Source organism: Mucilaginibacter aquaedulcis (genome assembly GCF_030409325.1).
In the GTDB taxonomy this organism is placed as follows: Bacteria; Bacteroidota; Bacteroidia; order Sphingobacteriales; family Sphingobacteriaceae; genus Mucilaginibacter; species Mucilaginibacter aquaedulcis.
This window is the reverse complement of sequence record NZ_JAUFPR010000004.1, coordinates 924,318-939,833: the sequence shown is the minus strand read 5'-3', so window position 1 is coordinate 939,833 and position 15,516 is coordinate 924,318. Positions and strand designations below refer to the sequence as shown.

Sequence of the window (15,516 nt, the reverse complement as noted above, 5' to 3'; positions counted from 1 at the left end):
CAGATTTAAGATTGATGTAATTAATCAGCCGGCGCTGCTGTTATCCTGCAGGTCAGCGGATGGAAAGGTTTGTGTCGCGCCATCATCCAGCTTCACCACAATGTTGTCACCGACAGCATCGACAACCTCACCTTTGCCTTCCGGGGTGATCACCCGCTGGCCCTTTAAAAATAATCGCTCATCCATTTTTCATGGTCATTTGTTGTCCGTTGGTGTTATAAGTACTCCATTTACCTGCGCCTTTTGCCTCGGAATTCTCAATGATAGCACCCAGAATCTCCAGGTGACTGAACTCTTCGGTACTCATATCCATCAGCAAGTGGTATTTATCCCGGGGCGATACTTTCGCCCGGAAGACTTGGGTGAAGTCTGCGTGGCTGCTACCAGCTTGGATTTTTTTCCGCCGAACTGCGCTAACAACAGTTGGCGAAATGCGGGTCAAGACGAAATACCCTGGCGTTGAATTGCAGGTCTTTTACATAGTGAAGCATAAGATTATCTGTTTTAGGTAAATGGTACTTCTAAAACTACCTGGGCGGTATTATGTTTTTAATTAATTAAATAATTTAAAAAGAAATTCAAAAACAATATTTTACCTAAAAAGGTTATTGTACTACTTTTTAAGGAGCTTTTGGCACGCGTTCAAAAAGTATTAAATCAATTTATAACCAATTATTTTTTTACGATGAATGCAACCTCCGCCTGGTTACTAACCGCTAATGCAAAATTAAACAGTCCTGACCTGACCGCTGTCTATGAAAAGGTGAAGGCGGACTATTCCTTTAAAGTTTATATAGTGGAAGACTCCTGCTGGCTGGTAGCAAGCTGGCCGAAAGGAAGCCGAATTGCTTTCCGGCTTGCTTATTCCCCGGGCGATCAATTGGTCGTCCGGAAAATCCTAGAAAAAGATCAAAACGTAACTTTAGGGATACACTCGCTGGTCGGCGAATACAAGATAGTGGTCGGGTTGCCTCCGAGCGACATTCCTGTACTGCGGCTCACCACAACGCTGAAAACGGCAGCTCAGGTTTTATTTCCATACTGGCCGCGGGATATCATCCCTTTGGGGGCAGCGAGCAGCGACAGGCTGGCTGAAGGTGAGGTCAAGGTCAGCCAGGTCGGTACGCGTTCGGGGCAGCTTTATTTCAGTTTGAGCCGGCCCAAAGCGGGTTCGGTGCTTTATCTGCAGAACTTGACCACGCTTGCTGAATACAACCAGGCGACCGAAACTTCAGCCGGCAACACGGTAGGCGGCCGGTGGCCAGAGATCGGATTTGCCCTGCCGCCCACGGAAAAGGGCAAACCTCTTGAAGCTGGAAAAACCTATACGCTGAGTGACGCATGCATCGCTTTTGATGATCAGGTCCCGGGGGATGAGCCGGGTATGATTCGGCAATATTTGGATTTACTGGCGGCAGTTTATCTGGAACTGCCTCGACCTGCGACCACTTATAAAAACTGGCCGGAAACGCTGCAAGAAGGTTTAACCGACCTGACGGAAAGTCCCGGCTGCTGGACCCAGGTTGACGGTAATCATTACCTGAATGCCTATGTGTGTGATTATGCGACACCCCCCGAAATCATGGTGCAGCTGGCCGTACTGTTGCCTTTGCTGGATTATGTAGAATGGAACGATTCACAGTTGGAGGTCATGAAAAAGGTCAAAGAAGGTTTACCGGCATTTTATGATGACCGCTATCAAACGATCATGCGCTGGCACCCGAAAATGGCTGATCAAATGGAGGGTGAAGAGGAGCACAAAAAACCGCTCGTCATGGATTCCTGGTACCTGCATCACCCGCTGCTCAATCTGTCACGTTTGGCACTTAAGGGGGATAAAGTTGCTGAAAAATTGTTCCTGGACTCGCTGGAATTCGCGATAAAAGTGGCCCGTCATTTTGATTACCGCTGGCCTGTATTTTATAAAATGGATACACTGGAAGTGGTCAAGGCTGAAACGCAGCCCGGTAAAGGGGGCGAAAAGGATGTGCCGGGCTTATATGCGCACGTGATGCTGCAGGCATGGGAGCTGACCGGAAACAAACGCTATCTGGCTGAGTCGGAAAAAGCGGCCTTAACATTGAACGGCTTGGGCTTTGATTTGTTTTATCAGGCTAATAATACCTCATTTTCGGCAGGCGCATTACTACGTTTATATAAGATAACTGGGAAGGACATATATAAAGAGCTGAGCTATTTATGCCTGGCCAATGTATTCAAAAACGTGAAGCTATGGGATTGCAATTATGGATACGGCAGGAGTTTCCCATCCTTTTTTGCGCTATTCCCGCTGAATGATGCCCCTTATACTGCGGTTTACGAAGAACAGGAAGTTTTCTGCGCCTTCCATGATTACCTGCGGCATGCAGAAGGTCAGGACATCCTGCCTTCCCTGCGTTTACTAATGGCTGAATATATACGCTACTTAGTAGACCGTGCCGTGTTTTATTACCCGACCATGCTACCTAAAGAAATGTTATCCGGGGAAGTCAAGACAGGGGAAGTAGATCCCAACCTTTGGATCGCGCTGGAGGATATACATGACGGATGGGAGCAGTCAGGAGAAGTAGGGCAGGAGGTTTATGGCGCCGGCAATGCCTTTGGGATCTTGCCGCGTCATTACATGCAGGTAGAAGGTGAGCCCTTTATGATTTATACCGATTACCCAACTTATGGCTTTTCTGCTAAAAAGCACTGTCCGGCAAAATTTAAGTTAGCGGGCGATGGCCGGCTCCAGTGCCGGCTGATGCTGGTTAAAACCGATAAAGGTCAGATGCCCAAATTTCTAGTAATGCTCAACGGCAGCAGGGAAGGGCTGACAGGCAGGACAACTCAAGAAGGACACCTGGAATTTTCCATTCCCGGGGACAGTGAGGTTTATATCAATTGGAAAACAAAATGAAGAAAAGGAAGAATTTATTCGAACGTTTCAGCAACTGGGCTACAGCGGCTACAGGTAGTTCAGCCGCATTTATGATAGCTACAGCAACAGTGATCCTTTGGGGAGTGACCGGGCCGGTGTTTCATTATTCAGAAACATGGCAGTTGGTAATCAATACAGGTACCACGATCATCACCTTTTTAATGGTTTTCCTAATTCAAAAATCACAGAACAAAGATTCTAAAGCTGTCCACCTGAAACTAAATGAATTGCTGGCTTCCCACGAAGGTACCAGTAACCGTATGGTCAATATCGAAGATCTCACCGAGGGTGAATTGGATCAGTTGTATAAATTTTACATCCGCCTGTCCGATCTGGCAGAAAAAGAAAATGACCTGACCCGCACGCATTCAATAGATGCCGCCGCAGAAAACCAAAAGAGAAAATCGAAGGATCGTACAGGAGTTAAAAAAGAAGTTTAACACGAAAGAGCAAAAATGATTTTCACTTCTCTTTTAGTTAAAGTATAAGAAAAAGTCGAACTCACTATTTTTGATAATCAATTTTTCGCCTGAAAAACATACAATGACCTTGCAGGTACACTGCACATGTCCGATGCTTCAAATTTTTCCTGCTTTTTATCTGGTTTTTCGGTGTCTATCACCTTTATCCATTGCTTACCATATGCCTTTTCAGGCAGCCGGAAATCAACGTCTTGATCATGGGCATTGAACATGATAAAGAAATTGTCGTCGACCACAGGATTACCATCTGAATCTGTCGCGTTAAGTCCTTTGCCGTTGAGAAAAAGCCCCACGGACTTAGCGTATTCCTGATTCCAGTTTTCTTCCTGCATTTCCTGCCCATCCGGCAGGAACCAGGCGATGTCCAGAAGTTTATTTTCCTTCGTTGGCTTTCCGTGAAACCAGTTTTTTCGTGAAAATACGGAATGATTGTCACGTAACGCAATTAGTTTCTTTGTGAAATCTAATAACCCCTGAGTGATCGGTCTGTTACAAAATGATGAACCGGCATTAGTTCGATTGCCGTGATCCCTAATTCCTTGAGGTAACTAATCGTTACCGGATGGGCGATACCTGCATATGTTCCGCGCAGCTCTTCCGGGATATCCGCATGTTGTTTGGTAAGACCTTTGACATGCGCCTCATAGATTATCGTGTTGTAATATTTCAATTTAGGACTTTTATCATCTTGCCAGTCGAATGAAGGGTCAATGACTACGGCCTTAGGAATATAGGGGGCGCTGTCGGTTTTACTGAAGCTAAGGTCGCCATCCGGATGCCCTACCTCATACCCGTAAAGTGCGTCATTCCAGTCAATGATTCCAGATACAGCCTTCGCATTAGGGTCGAGCAGCAATTTATTGGGATTAAATCGATGACCATTTTCTGGTTCATAAGGCCCGCTTACCCGGTATCCGTATAGCTGGCCCGCTCGAATGCCTTTGACAAATCCATGCCAGATATAATCCGTGACTTCTTTCAGCGCAATGCGATGCGTCTCCTTTGTAGGGTCATCGATGTCGTAAAAACAAAGGTCGACACCCGTCGCGTTTTCTGAATATATCGCGAAATTAACGCCCTCGTCCGTTAAAGTAGCACCTAAAGGAAAGGGTTCCCCAGGTAAAATTTGATTTCTTTTGGTCATTTGTTTCAAGGAGCCGATCATTAGCGGCAGGCCGCATGTATAAAAATCATTCCGACAAAATGTTTGCTCAATAAATTTTTTTTATGAAAATGTTTTAATTAGTAATTAAAACATAAGTTAAATGCTCCTGTTCAATCATAAAAAAAGTATGGTTATGAATTTTGTTTTTCGTAATATTTCCAAAAGGGCGAAACAAGACGCTACCCATTTATGAAAAAGGAAGATATCCATCTCAGTGATATCATGCGCATCCTAATCGGAGAAGCGCCACCAGTCTTTTTATTGGAAGTTTTTATTCGCACCCTGATAGTTTACCTTTTTTTGCTTTACACGCTTCGCTGGCTTGGAAAACGTATGAGCGGGCAGCTAACAATTATGGAGCTTTCTGTCATGCTGACCCTGGGTGCTATCGTATCCGCGTCCATGCAGCTCCCGGATCACGGCATCATGGAATCGTTTCTGCTGCTGTGTTGCGCATTCGGTTTCCAGCGTGGCATCAGTTACCTCGGCGTAAAAAGCAGCCGGATAGAGGATTTTACACAGGGAAAAGCAGGGATACTGGTTAAAGACGGGGTGCTGCTGCTCAACGAGATGGCAGACTACCGGGTAACGCGGCAGCAGGTTTTTGCACAGCTTCGGAGCCAGCAGATTTACAATCTCGGACTTGTAGACCGCATGTACCTGGAAGCAAGCGGAATGTATTCCGTTTACAAACGGGAGGCCCCGAAACCCGGACTTTCGGTACTCCCTCCGGATGATCCGGCGATACAGGCTATGCAAACCGATGCTGCGGAAGTGCTGGCCTGTCAGAGCTGCGGAATCGTGCGGACTTTAAATGATCAGGAAATCTGCATGGCCTGCGGTCATGACAAGTGGCTAAGAGCTGTCAATTAATTTGTAATATGAAGAAAGAGGACATTTATTTTTCAGATTGGTCACGGATTTTACTGGGCGAAGTACCGGGAAGCTTTTACGTCGAATTAATCATCCGTTCTGCAGTAATTTACCTGCTACTGATGTTGTCCATGCGGCTAATGGGTAAACGAATGAGTGGGCTGCTGAGCCGGAACGAGCTGGTCGCGATGGTTTCATTGGCTGCTGCGGTCGGAACGCCGCTTACTTCGCCAGACCGGGGAATATTACCTGCAGTCGTTATTGCCATTGTCGTCATTTATATTGAACGGGGGATTTCCACGATCGCCTTTAGAAACGAGAGGTTTGAACGTTATGCTGTTGGAAAATTGGATGTTTTGGTAAACGATGCTGTGATTGACCTGGAAATACTAAAAAAGGTGCGCATCTCAAAAGAAAGACTGATGGCCGAGCTTCGCGGCGCCGGAATCAAGCAACTGGGCAGTGTGAAACGTTTTTACATGGAAGCTGGCGGTTCCTTCACCCTCATCATTAATGAAGAACCAAATGAAGGGCTATTGATCCTGCCGGAGTGGGATCAGGAGTTCTGCGGCCGCCTCAAGCCTTCATCAAATCAGCTTGCCTGCAAATCCTGCGGTCTTTTGCAGCCCCGTACGATTCAGACCAATGATAAATGCCCGCATTGCGCTGCCAACGAATGGACTGTGGCAGTAAAATAATTCAATATGAAAAGACACACAACCTTTGTATTAATTGCGCTGTTCATGTTTACTGCTTGTAAGCCAAAACCGGCGGCAGAATTGAATATCGATGCGCCTTATAAGCACTGGATCATTTACAACCTTGATGTTAAGACTTTCCAGGATAGTAATGGAGATGGAGAAGGGGATTTTCAAGGCCTTACCAGCAGACTGGATTACTTGCGTGGGCTCGGTATTAATACCATCTGGCTTGCGCCGTTTCAGCCTTCACCGCTGGAAGATGACGGATATGATGTTACTGATTATTGCAAAATCGATCCCAAATTAGGAAATGACGCTGATTTCCAGCAGTTTTTAAAGGCAGCTAAAGCCAAAGGGCTTAATGTAATCATGGATCTGGCGCTGAACCATAGCTCGATCCGGCACCCTTGGTTTCGAAGCAGGCCCGACTGGTACTTATGGTCAAAAAGCAAACCGGCTGACTGGGATAAAGGCATGGGATTTCCGGGCGTAGAAAAAGATTCCTGGCATTTTGATCCGGAGGCAAAAGCTTATTATTTCCATCGTTTTTACCGCTTCGAACCTGATCTAAATTATCAAAACCCCAAAGTGGCCGCAGAAGCGGAACATATTCTGGGCTACTGGCTGGATAAAGGCCTTGACGGTTTTCGCCTTGATGCTGTGCCGTTTGTAATTGATGACCCGCGTAAGAACGCCGAAAAACCGGATTTTGATTTTGAATTGTTACACCGGCTGACCGGTTTTGTGATTCATCACAAACCAGGGGCGGTATTGTTGGGTGAAGCCAATGTTGAACCCAATGAAAATGAAAAATATTTTACTGGACATCATGACGGGCTGCAGATGATGTTTAACTTTTACGCTAACCAATATCTTTTCTACGGCCTGGCCACAGGCGATGCCGGCTTATTCAAAAAAGCTCTACTGGAAACCAAAACCAAACCCGGTATTGCGCAGTGGGCCTGGTTCCTGCGTAACCACGATGAGATTGATCTTGGCCGGCTGAGCCATCATCAGTTTAACCAGGTTACGTCTAAAATGGGACCGGACACCAATATGCAGTTGTATAAACGGGGTATCCGCCGCCGGCTGGCGCCGATGCTCGGCAACAATCCCCGGCGGTTGCGGCTCGCCTATGCCTTGCTTTACGGTTTACCCGGAACGCCAGTTATCCGCCAGGGCGAGGAAATCGGCATGGGAGATAATTTGTCACTTAAAGAACGTTTGTCGGTACGCACACCCATGCAATGGGATTCTACCGATTATGCAGGCTTTACCAGCGGAAGCCCATTCCGGCCCTTGATCACTTCCTCACCATACGACTACAAGACAGTAAATGTTAAAAAGGAAAGTGATAATGAACAATCGTTGTTGGCATTCGTCAAACAAATAATTCTGCAACGTCAGAAATTTAAAGAATTCGACAACGGTGAATGGCGCATTGTTGATTCGAAAGACGAGGTATTGGCTTTACTTTATTCTGATAAAGGTAAGCGTGCATTTGTTTGTTATAATTTTAGTGATAAACCTCAGGAGTTTAAATCGCCAGCTGGTATTGTTAAATTACCACCGTACGGTTTTAAATGGCAGAAAATGTAGCTGTGTATTCCTTAAATCTAAGGGAGATTAGCATAATTCCTGCAGCCTCATAACTCAAACAAGTGTCAACTTTCGAATTAGATAATAGCAGATAGCCGGATCGAAAAAAGTAGATCTATTGTTATCTTCGTCGTTGCTTTTATATTGGATTTTTTTAATAATTGCAACAATACACAAAAAGCCCACATCAGTGGGCCAATTACAACAAGGCGATGTAGGGCTGGTGAATATTCACAAACGGACAAAGGTAGACTTTTCAATATATTCCTCAAAATACCGAACCAAAAGCTAATCCACCGTATTGGGCAAATGCGCGTCCTCAGTAAGGCCTTCGCGTTCAAACTTGCGGATGATGAGCCTTGTACCGCCATTATAGGTAATGTAGCTGGATACCCAGTTAATAAACACGATCATCTTATTACGGCCACCTAAAAGCGATATCAGGTGCACAAACATCCATACCAGCCAGGCAAAAAATCCCTGGAACTTAATTTTTCCCAAATCGGCAACGGCCTTGTTGCGGCCAATAGTAGCCAATGAACCTTTATCGTTGTATTTAAAAGGATCGGTTGGTTCACCGTTGATAAGCTGGGCAATGGTTTTACCTACATGCTGGCCCATTTGTATTGCAACCTGCGCAACACCAGGGTGGCCTTTAGGTGTTTCTTTAGTGATCATGGCCGCTACATCCCCAATAGCAAATACGTTGGTGGTGCCCACTACACGGCAAATGTTGTCGGTTTTAATTCTGTTGCCCTTCTCAATCCTATCTTCATCAATACCTTCAGGCACAACTCCCATCACCCCGGCGCTCCAGATCACATTTTTGGTACGTATGGTTTTACCTCCTTCAAACTTCATTTCCTCACCGTCGTAACTTTCTACCTTCATGCCTAAAAGTACTTCAACACCCATGTTGATTAAAAAATCTTTGGCAGCATGCGAGGCTTCGTCAGAAAATGGACCCAATACCTTTGGTAAAAAATCAACCAGGTATACTTTCATGTCCTCCTTTTTTAATTCAGGATAATCTTTGGTAAGGATATGGTTACGTAATTCGGCCAGTGAGCCTGAAAGTTCAACACCGGTTGGCCCTGCACCTACCAGTACAAAAGTGAGGTAGGGATCGCGTTCTTCTTTACTTGGTTTAAGCAAGGCCTCCTCTATGTTCTGTAAAATGGAATAACGCAGGTTAAGCGCCTCGGGAATGGATTTCATGGGCATCGAAAATTTTTCAATGTCCTTATTACCAAAAAAGTTGGTGGTGGAGCCTGTAGCAATTACCAGATAATCGTAGGCAACAGGGCCTATGGTAGTATCTAAAGTGTTGCTTTCAGCATTTATTTTTGTAACCTCGGCAATCCGGAAACGGAAGTTTTTCTGACTGGCGAAATTTTTACGCAATGAGAACGCTATCGACTCTGATTCAAGGCTACCCATGGCAACCTGGTATAAAAGTGGCTGAAAGGTATGGTAATTATGCTTGTCAAGCATTAAAACATCAACGGGCTTATCCTTTAATTTTTTGGCTACCTCAAGGCCGCCAAAGCCTCCGCCTGTAATAACTACCAGTGGGAATTTTGAGCTGTTTGTTAAATTCATAGCGCAGGTTTTGTTGTTTGGTGTATGGGGTACAACAAACGTGCCTCTTTCCATATCAACAGCCTAGGGCAAATATTAAGAAAGACAGAATTTATTGAAGTATTGGAACGTACTGAATTTTAATTTGCTTTCAGATCTTTTTGTTAAGAATGTTTAATGGTACTATAGCTCTATCGCCAAATTAATCAAACATCTTAGTCCCAAGTGAACCATAAGGATAATCACCATCGTGACTATAAATTGATTAACTATAAATTAGATGAAACATTTTATACTATAATGTTATTTTATTTCATATCTATTATTGAAAAGACATGACAACTGAAAAAGCAACTACAATAAAGGCGGATAATGAGAAAACCGTGAAAACGTCCAAAAACGCGGTCGCACCTTACGTTAAAACCGTCACTCCAGATAACGATAATGGCAAACCTGGAGCTCGTTCCAATAGTAGTTCAATTAGCCACAAGGGACCTGAAGCAGAAACTCGCTAACTAAAAAACTAATAATTATGAGAAAGTTATTGACTACGATATTTCTACTTGCACCACTTAGTATAATGATCGGCTGCAATGGAGATCATTCGGACAGGACGGTTCGTGATACAGCTAAAAACGTGCACGATAGTGTGCCTTCGAATATTGATACGTCCAAAACCACTACTGCTACGGGGGATGCGGGAACTTTAGATAATAGCGCATCAGGAGGGACTAAGGTTGCTAAGGATTCAGGAAAAATGGCTCAACCCACGGCCAAAAAACAATAATTTCCGTAATCCCAAAGTAGGAGAGCAAAAAAGTTTTTTAGCAAAACAGTAGCTGTTTGAAACAGCAGAGACAGTATTTGTTTAAACAAGGTGACACAATTTGATATAAACAATACAGGCTCCATACATTTTGTTTGAAACATGAGTTGTTCGAAACAATTTGTGTCTTTTTACTCAATAAATTTCGATCGATAATTGATCAGAAACATGTTTTTAAGCCTATTTAAGTCACATTGGTGTCTAAAACAAATTATGTCTTTTTAGTGCCCTTCTCAATTGTTAATAAAACAATTTATTACCAATAAATCAATTCGTGTGCTGATATTATTTAGGACATGCTTGGCTCCGTAAACAACTTTCAAATCAGGCGAAGCTGATAGGCAACCAAAAGAGCTTGGGGTAAATGGGGTGACTTGGGAAAGACTTATTCTTAAAGATAATTACCTAAAGGAATCCTCTGATAACAACATCAGGGGCCATGTCTATTGGCATGGGGGTTTATATATTAAATGTCGTCAAACCGCAACCGCTCGATTTGAACTTTTCCAAGTACGGTAATTTTAGCATTGTGGTTTTGGTGCTGTGATTTTTAGCTAACACTCAAAAATTCAAGTATTGAGTTTACAGATAACGGAAATAAACGTTCTGTAAGATAACATTATACCCAACCTTTGGTACTGTAATTGTGCAGCCAACGTATCTATTCACTAATCATCAAAGCCATGAGATCAATATTGTATATCGTAGCCGTTATCCTGGTCATCGGGTGGGCGATTGGAACGTTTGCTTATTCGGCCGGCGGGTTGATTCACGTACTGCTGGTAATCGCCATTATTTCCGTGATCATAGGTTTCCTGCAAAAAGGTACTTCTACTGTTTAACCGGCCACAATTAAATACAACAAGCCGTTAAAGAGTAGTGCATCTGCTACGATAAGCCTTTTTACTTTTTTGTTGCACTGATAGATCTATTGGAAAAGATCTTTTTCGATTGATATATGTTACGTAAGACACGAACGCAAAAAAGCCCCCAAATTGTGTTTTGGAGGCCAGCCATTCTATATATTTAAACAACCCCTTGTTGAAACTTATGATGGTTTATTATGCGGTTTGAATAACCATTATTGTGCCACGTTAAATAAATAAAGGCTGGTAACAGTAATGATACAATTCCTGCATTATTAACAGAACAAACGGTGTTTATCTATGGCACATTGAGGTGGATTCAATTGATAGAATAGTATATTTTTACGTTAATAATGGATAAGCGGATAGAAAAAATTAAACACCAACTCGCTGAACTCTTAGTCATTGTCAACGCTTTCCAGTCCGAAGCTGTACAAGTTAGAGTTATCGACGGGTTACTGCAGGTACTGATAGATTCGGCTGATAGCTCCGGGCTTTTTAACAAAGAAGGGGACATCAGCTTATAGATGATAAAAGTAATCTAACAACGGGACCTAAAAGGCCTGTGGCCACCAGAATGTTAAGCCAGTTACTTTTTACTGATTTCTTTAATTTGCCTCGTTCAATAGCTGAAATAGTTGATCACTGCAACCGGGAATTTGATACTGGTATTAAAGCGTCAGAATTATCGGGGTCTTATTAACGCTTGTCAAACAAGATAAACTTAAAAGAGAGCGAAGTGCTGACGATAATCACTTTGAATACATCAAGGCATAATGCTTAAAAACCATTGGCTACCTAAAGGGGCCATTTTCTTAGGAAGCGTTGATTATTCTGTACACATATTTATTATAGCCATTCGGCTTTTTTTCTATGACCTGTCTCTCAACCAGCTCCTTTAGCCTGGTATAGAAAGAACTGATACTGATATGATGCCCGTTTGCCCGCATATCCAGCCAAAGATCTTCCGCATTGGAGTAGCCTTCCCTGCCTGCAAAAAAAACGAGTAATAAGATCGTTTAATTCAAAATGGGCCAGTTGTCTTTTGGTCAAGCGATGTGATGATCCGTCATTTACAGTATACCAATTCATTGTTTAAATATCGATCTTGTTTCTTGTAAATCATAAACTTACCGGAAAAATCCATACCCTTTTTTACGGCAGACAAATACAAAGTAGATTCACTCGGCAAGCGAATAGCCTAATTTAAAACTTACTTTGAGTGACCGGCATGCTGAGGTTACTCCTTAAAAAGGGAAACGAGGGTGGTTAAGCATATAAGTTTATTACGTATGAATTCGGTTTTGATGGCTTCATAAAATAAATTGTCGATAAGATCACACAGGGTTTCGCGATATCCAAAATACTCTTTCTCATCAGTAAAGAGAAAAGCAATGTAATCTACACGTTCCACAAATACATTAGGTAACGGCAAATCAAATTCCTTCAGCTCCAAGTTTAATGGATATTTTAGTTCTATTGTAATCATTTAACAAGTAACAATTACTGTAGAAACGATGTTTGAAATTATTTCAGGGATTTTAAAAACAGTTTGATCAAAAGCGGCTGCATTTCCGGTCAGCAGACCTTACCATTTACCATAACCGCCATTTCATAAACACTTGATTATTAATTTAAAACATTAGTTTTGTTTTGATAGATTTCTAATTGATTTAGTAGTATTTTAAAGCCCGAAGATTTTTCTTTACTCCGAATCGGATGAGGATAAAGTAAAAGTCACAATCTGAATATTCTTACGCAAAAATAATAGATCGCATGAAAAGCATCAGATATTTCATTTCATTACTCCTGGTTTTTAGCTATTCAATGTCAGCAGCAGCCCAGCAGATCGATACTTTAAAAGAGAACGGAGCTATTCGACAACTTATCAAACGTTATGAGGAGGCCTGGAACCGGCATGATCCTATTGGTTTAGCGGCCAACTACAGCAGCGATGCTACCTGGGTAAACTGGTTTGGAGCTTACTACAAAGGGAGACAGGATATTGAAGACCATTACCGAACCACGCACAATACTTATTTTAAACCCAGTCACTATTTTACCCGCGCAATCGAAGACATACAATATCTTACACCAGACATTGCTGTCGCACACGTTCGCACGGGTTTAACCGACGATGCGCGATATCCCGGGGAAACTTTCGAATTCAGAAGGATGATTGTATTATTAAAAAAAGGAGGATTATGGCTTATCCAGGCAGGCCAGAATGCCAAACTTGAAAAGGGCATTAAGTAATTTACTAATTAGCACTTGTCGTTCCAAATAAAAATGTGCCTTTTTTACCGCTATCGACACCAATTGTTTTAAACATCTTGACACAATTCTGCGTGTTCGAAACAATTTGTGTCTTTTTAACTCCATAAATTTCGATCTATTATTGATCGCAAGATGTTTGTAGGCCCATTTACGTCACATTGGTGTCTAAATCAAATTATTGCTAAAAAATCAATTCGTGTGCTGATCTCGAGTTAATAACAACTTACCAGGGCGTAAAATAATTAATGCGGTAAACACTAAAACATCATTTACAAGTGGCTAATCAATCGCCCAGGCTTTTTCTTCTGCGCGGATTCGAACATTCAGCATTAAGGCATTTAATAAGGTGAAAATAATTGCTGTTACGTAAAGGTTAAAGACCATTGGTATCACAATGATTTCGCAGATTACTATAAAATAGTTGGGATGCTTAAATAGTTTATAGAACCCTTTTTTAACCAAAACTGAATTTGGTATCCTTAGGATTTTTGTATTCCAATACCTGCCTAACGAAGAAATTACCCAACCCTTAATCATAATTAATAACAGGAAGGCGATCATAAAACTCAAACTAAAACTACCGCTTTTAAAAAGATACTCAATGATCAAAGCAATTATAAAAAGAGTATGTAACAAGACAATATAGGGGTAATGTCCTTGGCCATATTCTGTTGCACCCTGGCTTCTTGCCCATTTCTCATTCCTTTTAGCAACAACCAATTCCAATAACCGTTGAAGAACAACAAAGCAAATAAATAAGATAAAATACATGCTTAATTATTTTTCATTTTCAATAAAACCATTTCGCTGCTGAATCCCGGACCCATCGCCAGCATTAAACCATAGCCATCTTCATAGCTTTCAGTTATAAATTTTTCGAGCACATACAACACGGTCACACTCGACATATTGCCGTGATCATTCATTGTTTCGCGGGTCTTCTGTAGGAAGTCGCCCTCAACCTGTAACGCATCTTTATATGCGTCGAGTACTTTCTTGCCGCCAGGGTGAAAAATAAAATTCTTAATATCTTTTAGTTGCAGGTTTTGTTTCTCTAAAAATGCTTCAATATCGCCCCTGATATTCTCATTAATGAATTTGGGGATATCCTTAGAGAACAATACCTTAAAGCCGGTGTCTTGAAAATCCCAGCCCATTACTTCTAATGAATCGTAATAGAGCTTACTGCTCGATGCCTGAATGCTTACTGTATGATCTAAACCATGTTTATCCCCCTTAATGATGCAAGCCGCTATGCCATCTGAAAATAAACTGGAACCTATAAAATTGCTCTTACTGTAATCATTTTTAATTAGTGTGAGCGAGCAAAGTTCGACAGCAACGAGCAAAACTACCGCATTTGGATTGGCTATAGCTAACGTATTCGCTTTAGCCATACCTGATACTCCGCCACCGCAACCTAATCCCCAAACCGGAATTCTATTTATATTTGGGCTTAACCGCATTTTGTTAACGATAAGGGCGTCGATACTTGGCGTGGCCAGCCCTGTGGTCGATGTGAAGATGATATCCGTTATATCCTCCTTGCTAATCGAAGCTTTATTGATGCAGTCTTCGATTGCTTGAATCGAATAATCAAGTGAGATGCGGATGTATTCATTGTTTCGCTCTTCAAATGTATTTGCCCCGGCATAATACCCAATCGGTTTGCAAAAGTTACGTGTTACGATCTCTGTATTGTCAAAAGCATGGATCAATCTATCTACCTGAGGGAAATTTTCTGCGAACAAAAATCTGGCTTGTTCCTTAACATCAACCTGGTTAATTTTAAAAGGGAGTTCAATTTTGGAAACTGCTGCAATAAATGGCATTGTATGTTTGTATAATAAGCGATTAAACCCTTATTTGTTTCTATTTATATTGTATGCCCTAAATAGCGATCGCTACAGCTGACTTGTATAATTATAAATATGTTCGTTGTTCCTGAGTGAAGGGTCCAGTGGCAGCAACCTTTTGCTGCAATACCCGAACGAACGTCTTTTCAGGGTTGGATTAATTGTGTGTTGTTCCAAACAAATTGTGTCTTTTTTTTGGGTGACATTTCAACACAAACTGTTTTAAACATCCGTGAAATTTATTGTTCCAAACAATTATCTATCCACAATTTGAAAAACCAAAATACAAGTTCAACCATGTATTTTTTGTCTAATAATTAATCTTAAGTTAACTAAAGAGTTTTGATTGGTATTTGAAGTTTGCTGT

The 15,516-nt window shown here is 42.1% G+C and carries 17 protein-coding genes; 9 read left to right on the top strand and 8 right to left on the bottom strand.

The window, feature by feature from the left end:
* Positions 1 to 24 precede the first annotated feature (24 nt).
* Both QWZ01_RS22440 and QWZ01_RS22435 read right to left on the bottom strand, forming a co-directional pair.
* A complete protein-coding gene (locus QWZ01_RS22440; RefSeq protein ID WP_290327336.1) occupies positions 25 to 186 on the bottom strand; it encodes a hypothetical protein in 162 nt (53 codons plus the stop codon).
* Positions 179 to 307 carry a hypothetical protein gene (locus QWZ01_RS22435; protein ID WP_353959428.1) on the bottom strand — a complete coding sequence of 43 codons (129 nt, stop codon included), beginning with the start codon at positions 305 to 307 and terminating at the stop codon, positions 179 to 181. The genes QWZ01_RS22440 and QWZ01_RS22435 overlap by 8 nt, the downstream gene beginning before the upstream one ends.
* A 324-nt stretch (positions 308 to 631) precedes the next feature.
* Here QWZ01_RS22435 and QWZ01_RS22430 point away from each other — a divergent pair, with 324 nt between their 5' ends.
* Positions 632 to 2,902, top strand: a complete 2,271-nt coding sequence (locus QWZ01_RS22430; RefSeq protein WP_290327332.1) for a hypothetical protein — start codon at positions 632 to 634, stop codon at positions 2,900 to 2,902.
* Positions 2,899 to 3,363 carry a low affinity iron permease family protein gene (locus QWZ01_RS22425; RefSeq protein ID WP_290327330.1) on the top strand — a complete coding sequence of 155 codons (465 nt, stop codon included), beginning with the start codon at positions 2,899 to 2,901 and terminating at the stop codon, positions 3,361 to 3,363. Before QWZ01_RS22430 ends, QWZ01_RS22425 begins: the two co-directional genes overlap by 4 nt.
* Positions 3,364 to 3,440: 77 nt before the next feature.
* Here the strand turns inward: QWZ01_RS22425 and QWZ01_RS22420 are convergent, their stop codons facing one another.
* Together QWZ01_RS22420 and QWZ01_RS22415 are read right to left on the bottom strand one after the other, a co-directional pair.
* Positions 3,441 to 3,737 (bottom strand): hypothetical protein, encoded by a 297-nt coding sequence (locus tag QWZ01_RS22420; protein WP_290327328.1) that lies wholly within the window; start codon positions 3,735 to 3,737, stop codon positions 3,441 to 3,443.
* 131 nt (positions 3,738 to 3,868) lie between these two features.
* Positions 3,869 to 4,549, bottom strand: coding sequence for a GlgX family protein (locus QWZ01_RS22415; protein WP_290327327.1), 681 nt, complete (start codon positions 4,547 to 4,549; stop codon positions 3,869 to 3,871).
* 210 nt (positions 4,550 to 4,759) lie between these two features.
* Here QWZ01_RS22415 and QWZ01_RS22410 point away from each other — a divergent pair, with 210 nt between their 5' ends.
* From QWZ01_RS22410 to QWZ01_RS22400, 3 genes are read left to right on the top strand one after another with little or no spacing between them, the layout of a single operon-like run.
* Positions 4,760 to 5,443, top strand: coding sequence for a DUF421 domain-containing protein (locus tag QWZ01_RS22410; protein ID WP_290327325.1), 684 nt, complete (start codon positions 4,760 to 4,762; stop codon positions 5,441 to 5,443).
* 8 nt (positions 5,444 to 5,451) lie between these two features.
* Positions 5,452 to 6,141, top strand: coding sequence for a DUF421 domain-containing protein (locus QWZ01_RS22405; protein WP_290327323.1), 690 nt, complete (start codon positions 5,452 to 5,454; stop codon positions 6,139 to 6,141).
* A 6-nt stretch (positions 6,142 to 6,147) separates the two neighbouring features.
* Complete coding sequence (locus QWZ01_RS22400) at positions 6,148 to 7,743, top strand: alpha-amylase family protein (protein ID WP_290327321.1); 1,596 nt, start codon at positions 6,148 to 6,150, stop codon at positions 7,741 to 7,743.
* 288 nt (positions 7,744 to 8,031) lie between these two features.
* Here the strand turns inward: QWZ01_RS22400 and QWZ01_RS22395 are convergent, their stop codons facing one another.
* Positions 8,032 to 9,345, bottom strand: coding sequence for an NAD(P)/FAD-dependent oxidoreductase (locus QWZ01_RS22395; protein WP_290327319.1), 1,314 nt, complete (start codon positions 9,343 to 9,345; stop codon positions 8,032 to 8,034).
* A gap of 314 nt (positions 9,346 to 9,659) precedes the next feature.
* Between QWZ01_RS22395 and QWZ01_RS22390 the strand changes: the two genes are divergently transcribed.
* The 3 genes from QWZ01_RS22390 to QWZ01_RS22380 all read left to right on the top strand — a co-directional run bounded on the left by QWZ01_RS22390 (position 9,660) and on the right by QWZ01_RS22380 (position 10,992).
* Complete coding sequence (locus QWZ01_RS22390) at positions 9,660 to 9,839, top strand: hypothetical protein (protein ID WP_290327316.1); 180 nt, start codon at positions 9,660 to 9,662, stop codon at positions 9,837 to 9,839.
* 17 nt (positions 9,840 to 9,856) lie between these two features.
* Positions 9,857 to 10,111 (top strand): hypothetical protein, encoded by a 255-nt coding sequence (locus QWZ01_RS22385; protein ID WP_290327315.1) that lies wholly within the window; start codon positions 9,857 to 9,859, stop codon positions 10,109 to 10,111.
* 722 nt (positions 10,112 to 10,833) lie between these two features.
* Positions 10,834 to 10,992, top strand: coding sequence for a lmo0937 family membrane protein (locus QWZ01_RS22380; protein ID WP_290327313.1), 159 nt, complete (start codon positions 10,834 to 10,836; stop codon positions 10,990 to 10,992).
* Positions 10,993 to 12,256: 1,264 nt separating this feature from the next.
* Here QWZ01_RS22380 and QWZ01_RS22375 read toward each other — a convergent pair.
* Positions 12,257 to 12,472, bottom strand: a complete 216-nt coding sequence (locus QWZ01_RS22375) for a hypothetical protein (protein ID WP_290327312.1) — start codon at positions 12,470 to 12,472, stop codon at positions 12,257 to 12,259.
* Between the two features lie 320 nt (positions 12,473 to 12,792).
* Between QWZ01_RS22375 and QWZ01_RS22370 the strand changes: the two genes are divergently transcribed.
* Positions 12,793 to 13,272 carry a YybH family protein gene (locus QWZ01_RS22370; protein WP_290327310.1) on the top strand — a complete coding sequence of 160 codons (480 nt, stop codon included), beginning with the start codon at positions 12,793 to 12,795 and terminating at the stop codon, positions 13,270 to 13,272.
* Between the two features lie 300 nt (positions 13,273 to 13,572).
* On the opposite strand, the gene QWZ01_RS22365 is transcribed toward QWZ01_RS22370, so the two are convergent.
* Together QWZ01_RS22365 and QWZ01_RS22360 are read right to left on the bottom strand one after the other, a co-directional pair.
* On the bottom strand, positions 13,573 to 14,064 hold the full coding sequence (locus QWZ01_RS22365) for an isoprenylcysteine carboxyl methyltransferase family protein (protein WP_290327308.1): 492 nt from the start codon (positions 14,062 to 14,064) through the stop codon (positions 13,573 to 13,575).
* Between the two features lie 2 nt (positions 14,065 to 14,066).
* On the bottom strand, positions 14,067 to 15,125 hold the full coding sequence (locus tag QWZ01_RS22360; protein ID WP_290327305.1) for a type III polyketide synthase: 1,059 nt from the start codon (positions 15,123 to 15,125) through the stop codon (positions 14,067 to 14,069).
* Between the last annotated feature and the right edge of the window lie 391 nt (positions 15,126 to 15,516).

Bases quoted from the DNA above. Each gene is read 5' to 3' on its own strand.
- QWZ01_RS22385 (WP_290327315.1), top strand. From the start codon at position 9,857: ATGAGAAAGTTATTGACTACGATATTTCTACTTGCACCACTTAGTATA.
- QWZ01_RS22415 (WP_290327327.1), bottom strand. From the start codon at position 4,549: ATGACCAAAAGAAATCAAATTTTACCTGGGGAACCCTTTCCTTTAGGT.
- QWZ01_RS22400 (WP_290327321.1), top strand. From the start codon at position 6,148: ATGAAAAGACACACAACCTTTGTATTAATTGCGCTGTTCATGTTTACT.
- QWZ01_RS22360 (WP_290327305.1), bottom strand. From the start codon at position 15,125: ATGCCATTTATTGCAGCAGTTTCCAAAATTGAACTCCCTTTTAAAATT.
- QWZ01_RS22440 (WP_290327336.1), bottom strand. From the start codon at position 186: ATGGATGAGCGATTATTTTTAAAGGGCCAGCGGGTGATCACCCCGGAA.
- QWZ01_RS22410 (WP_290327325.1), top strand. From the start codon at position 4,760: ATGAAAAAGGAAGATATCCATCTCAGTGATATCATGCGCATCCTAATC.
- QWZ01_RS22405 (WP_290327323.1), top strand. From the start codon at position 5,452: ATGAAGAAAGAGGACATTTATTTTTCAGATTGGTCACGGATTTTACTG.
- QWZ01_RS22425 (WP_290327330.1), top strand. From the start codon at position 2,899: ATGAAGAAAAGGAAGAATTTATTCGAACGTTTCAGCAACTGGGCTACA.
- QWZ01_RS22365 (WP_290327308.1), bottom strand. From the start codon at position 14,064: ATGTATTTTATCTTATTTATTTGCTTTGTTGTTCTTCAACGGTTATTG.
- QWZ01_RS22380 (WP_290327313.1), top strand. From the start codon at position 10,834: ATGAGATCAATATTGTATATCGTAGCCGTTATCCTGGTCATCGGGTGG.
- QWZ01_RS22390 (WP_290327316.1), top strand. From the start codon at position 9,660: ATGACAACTGAAAAAGCAACTACAATAAAGGCGGATAATGAGAAAACC.
- QWZ01_RS22435 (WP_353959428.1), bottom strand. From the start codon at position 307: ATGAGTACCGAAGAGTTCAGTCACCTGGAGATTCTGGGTGCTATCATT.
- QWZ01_RS22420 (WP_290327328.1), bottom strand. From the start codon at position 3,737: ATGCAGGAAGAAAACTGGAATCAGGAATACGCTAAGTCCGTGGGGCTT.
- QWZ01_RS22370 (WP_290327310.1), top strand. From the start codon at position 12,793: ATGAAAAGCATCAGATATTTCATTTCATTACTCCTGGTTTTTAGCTAT.
- QWZ01_RS22395 (WP_290327319.1), bottom strand. From the start codon at position 9,345: ATGAATTTAACAAACAGCTCAAAATTCCCACTGGTAGTTATTACAGGC.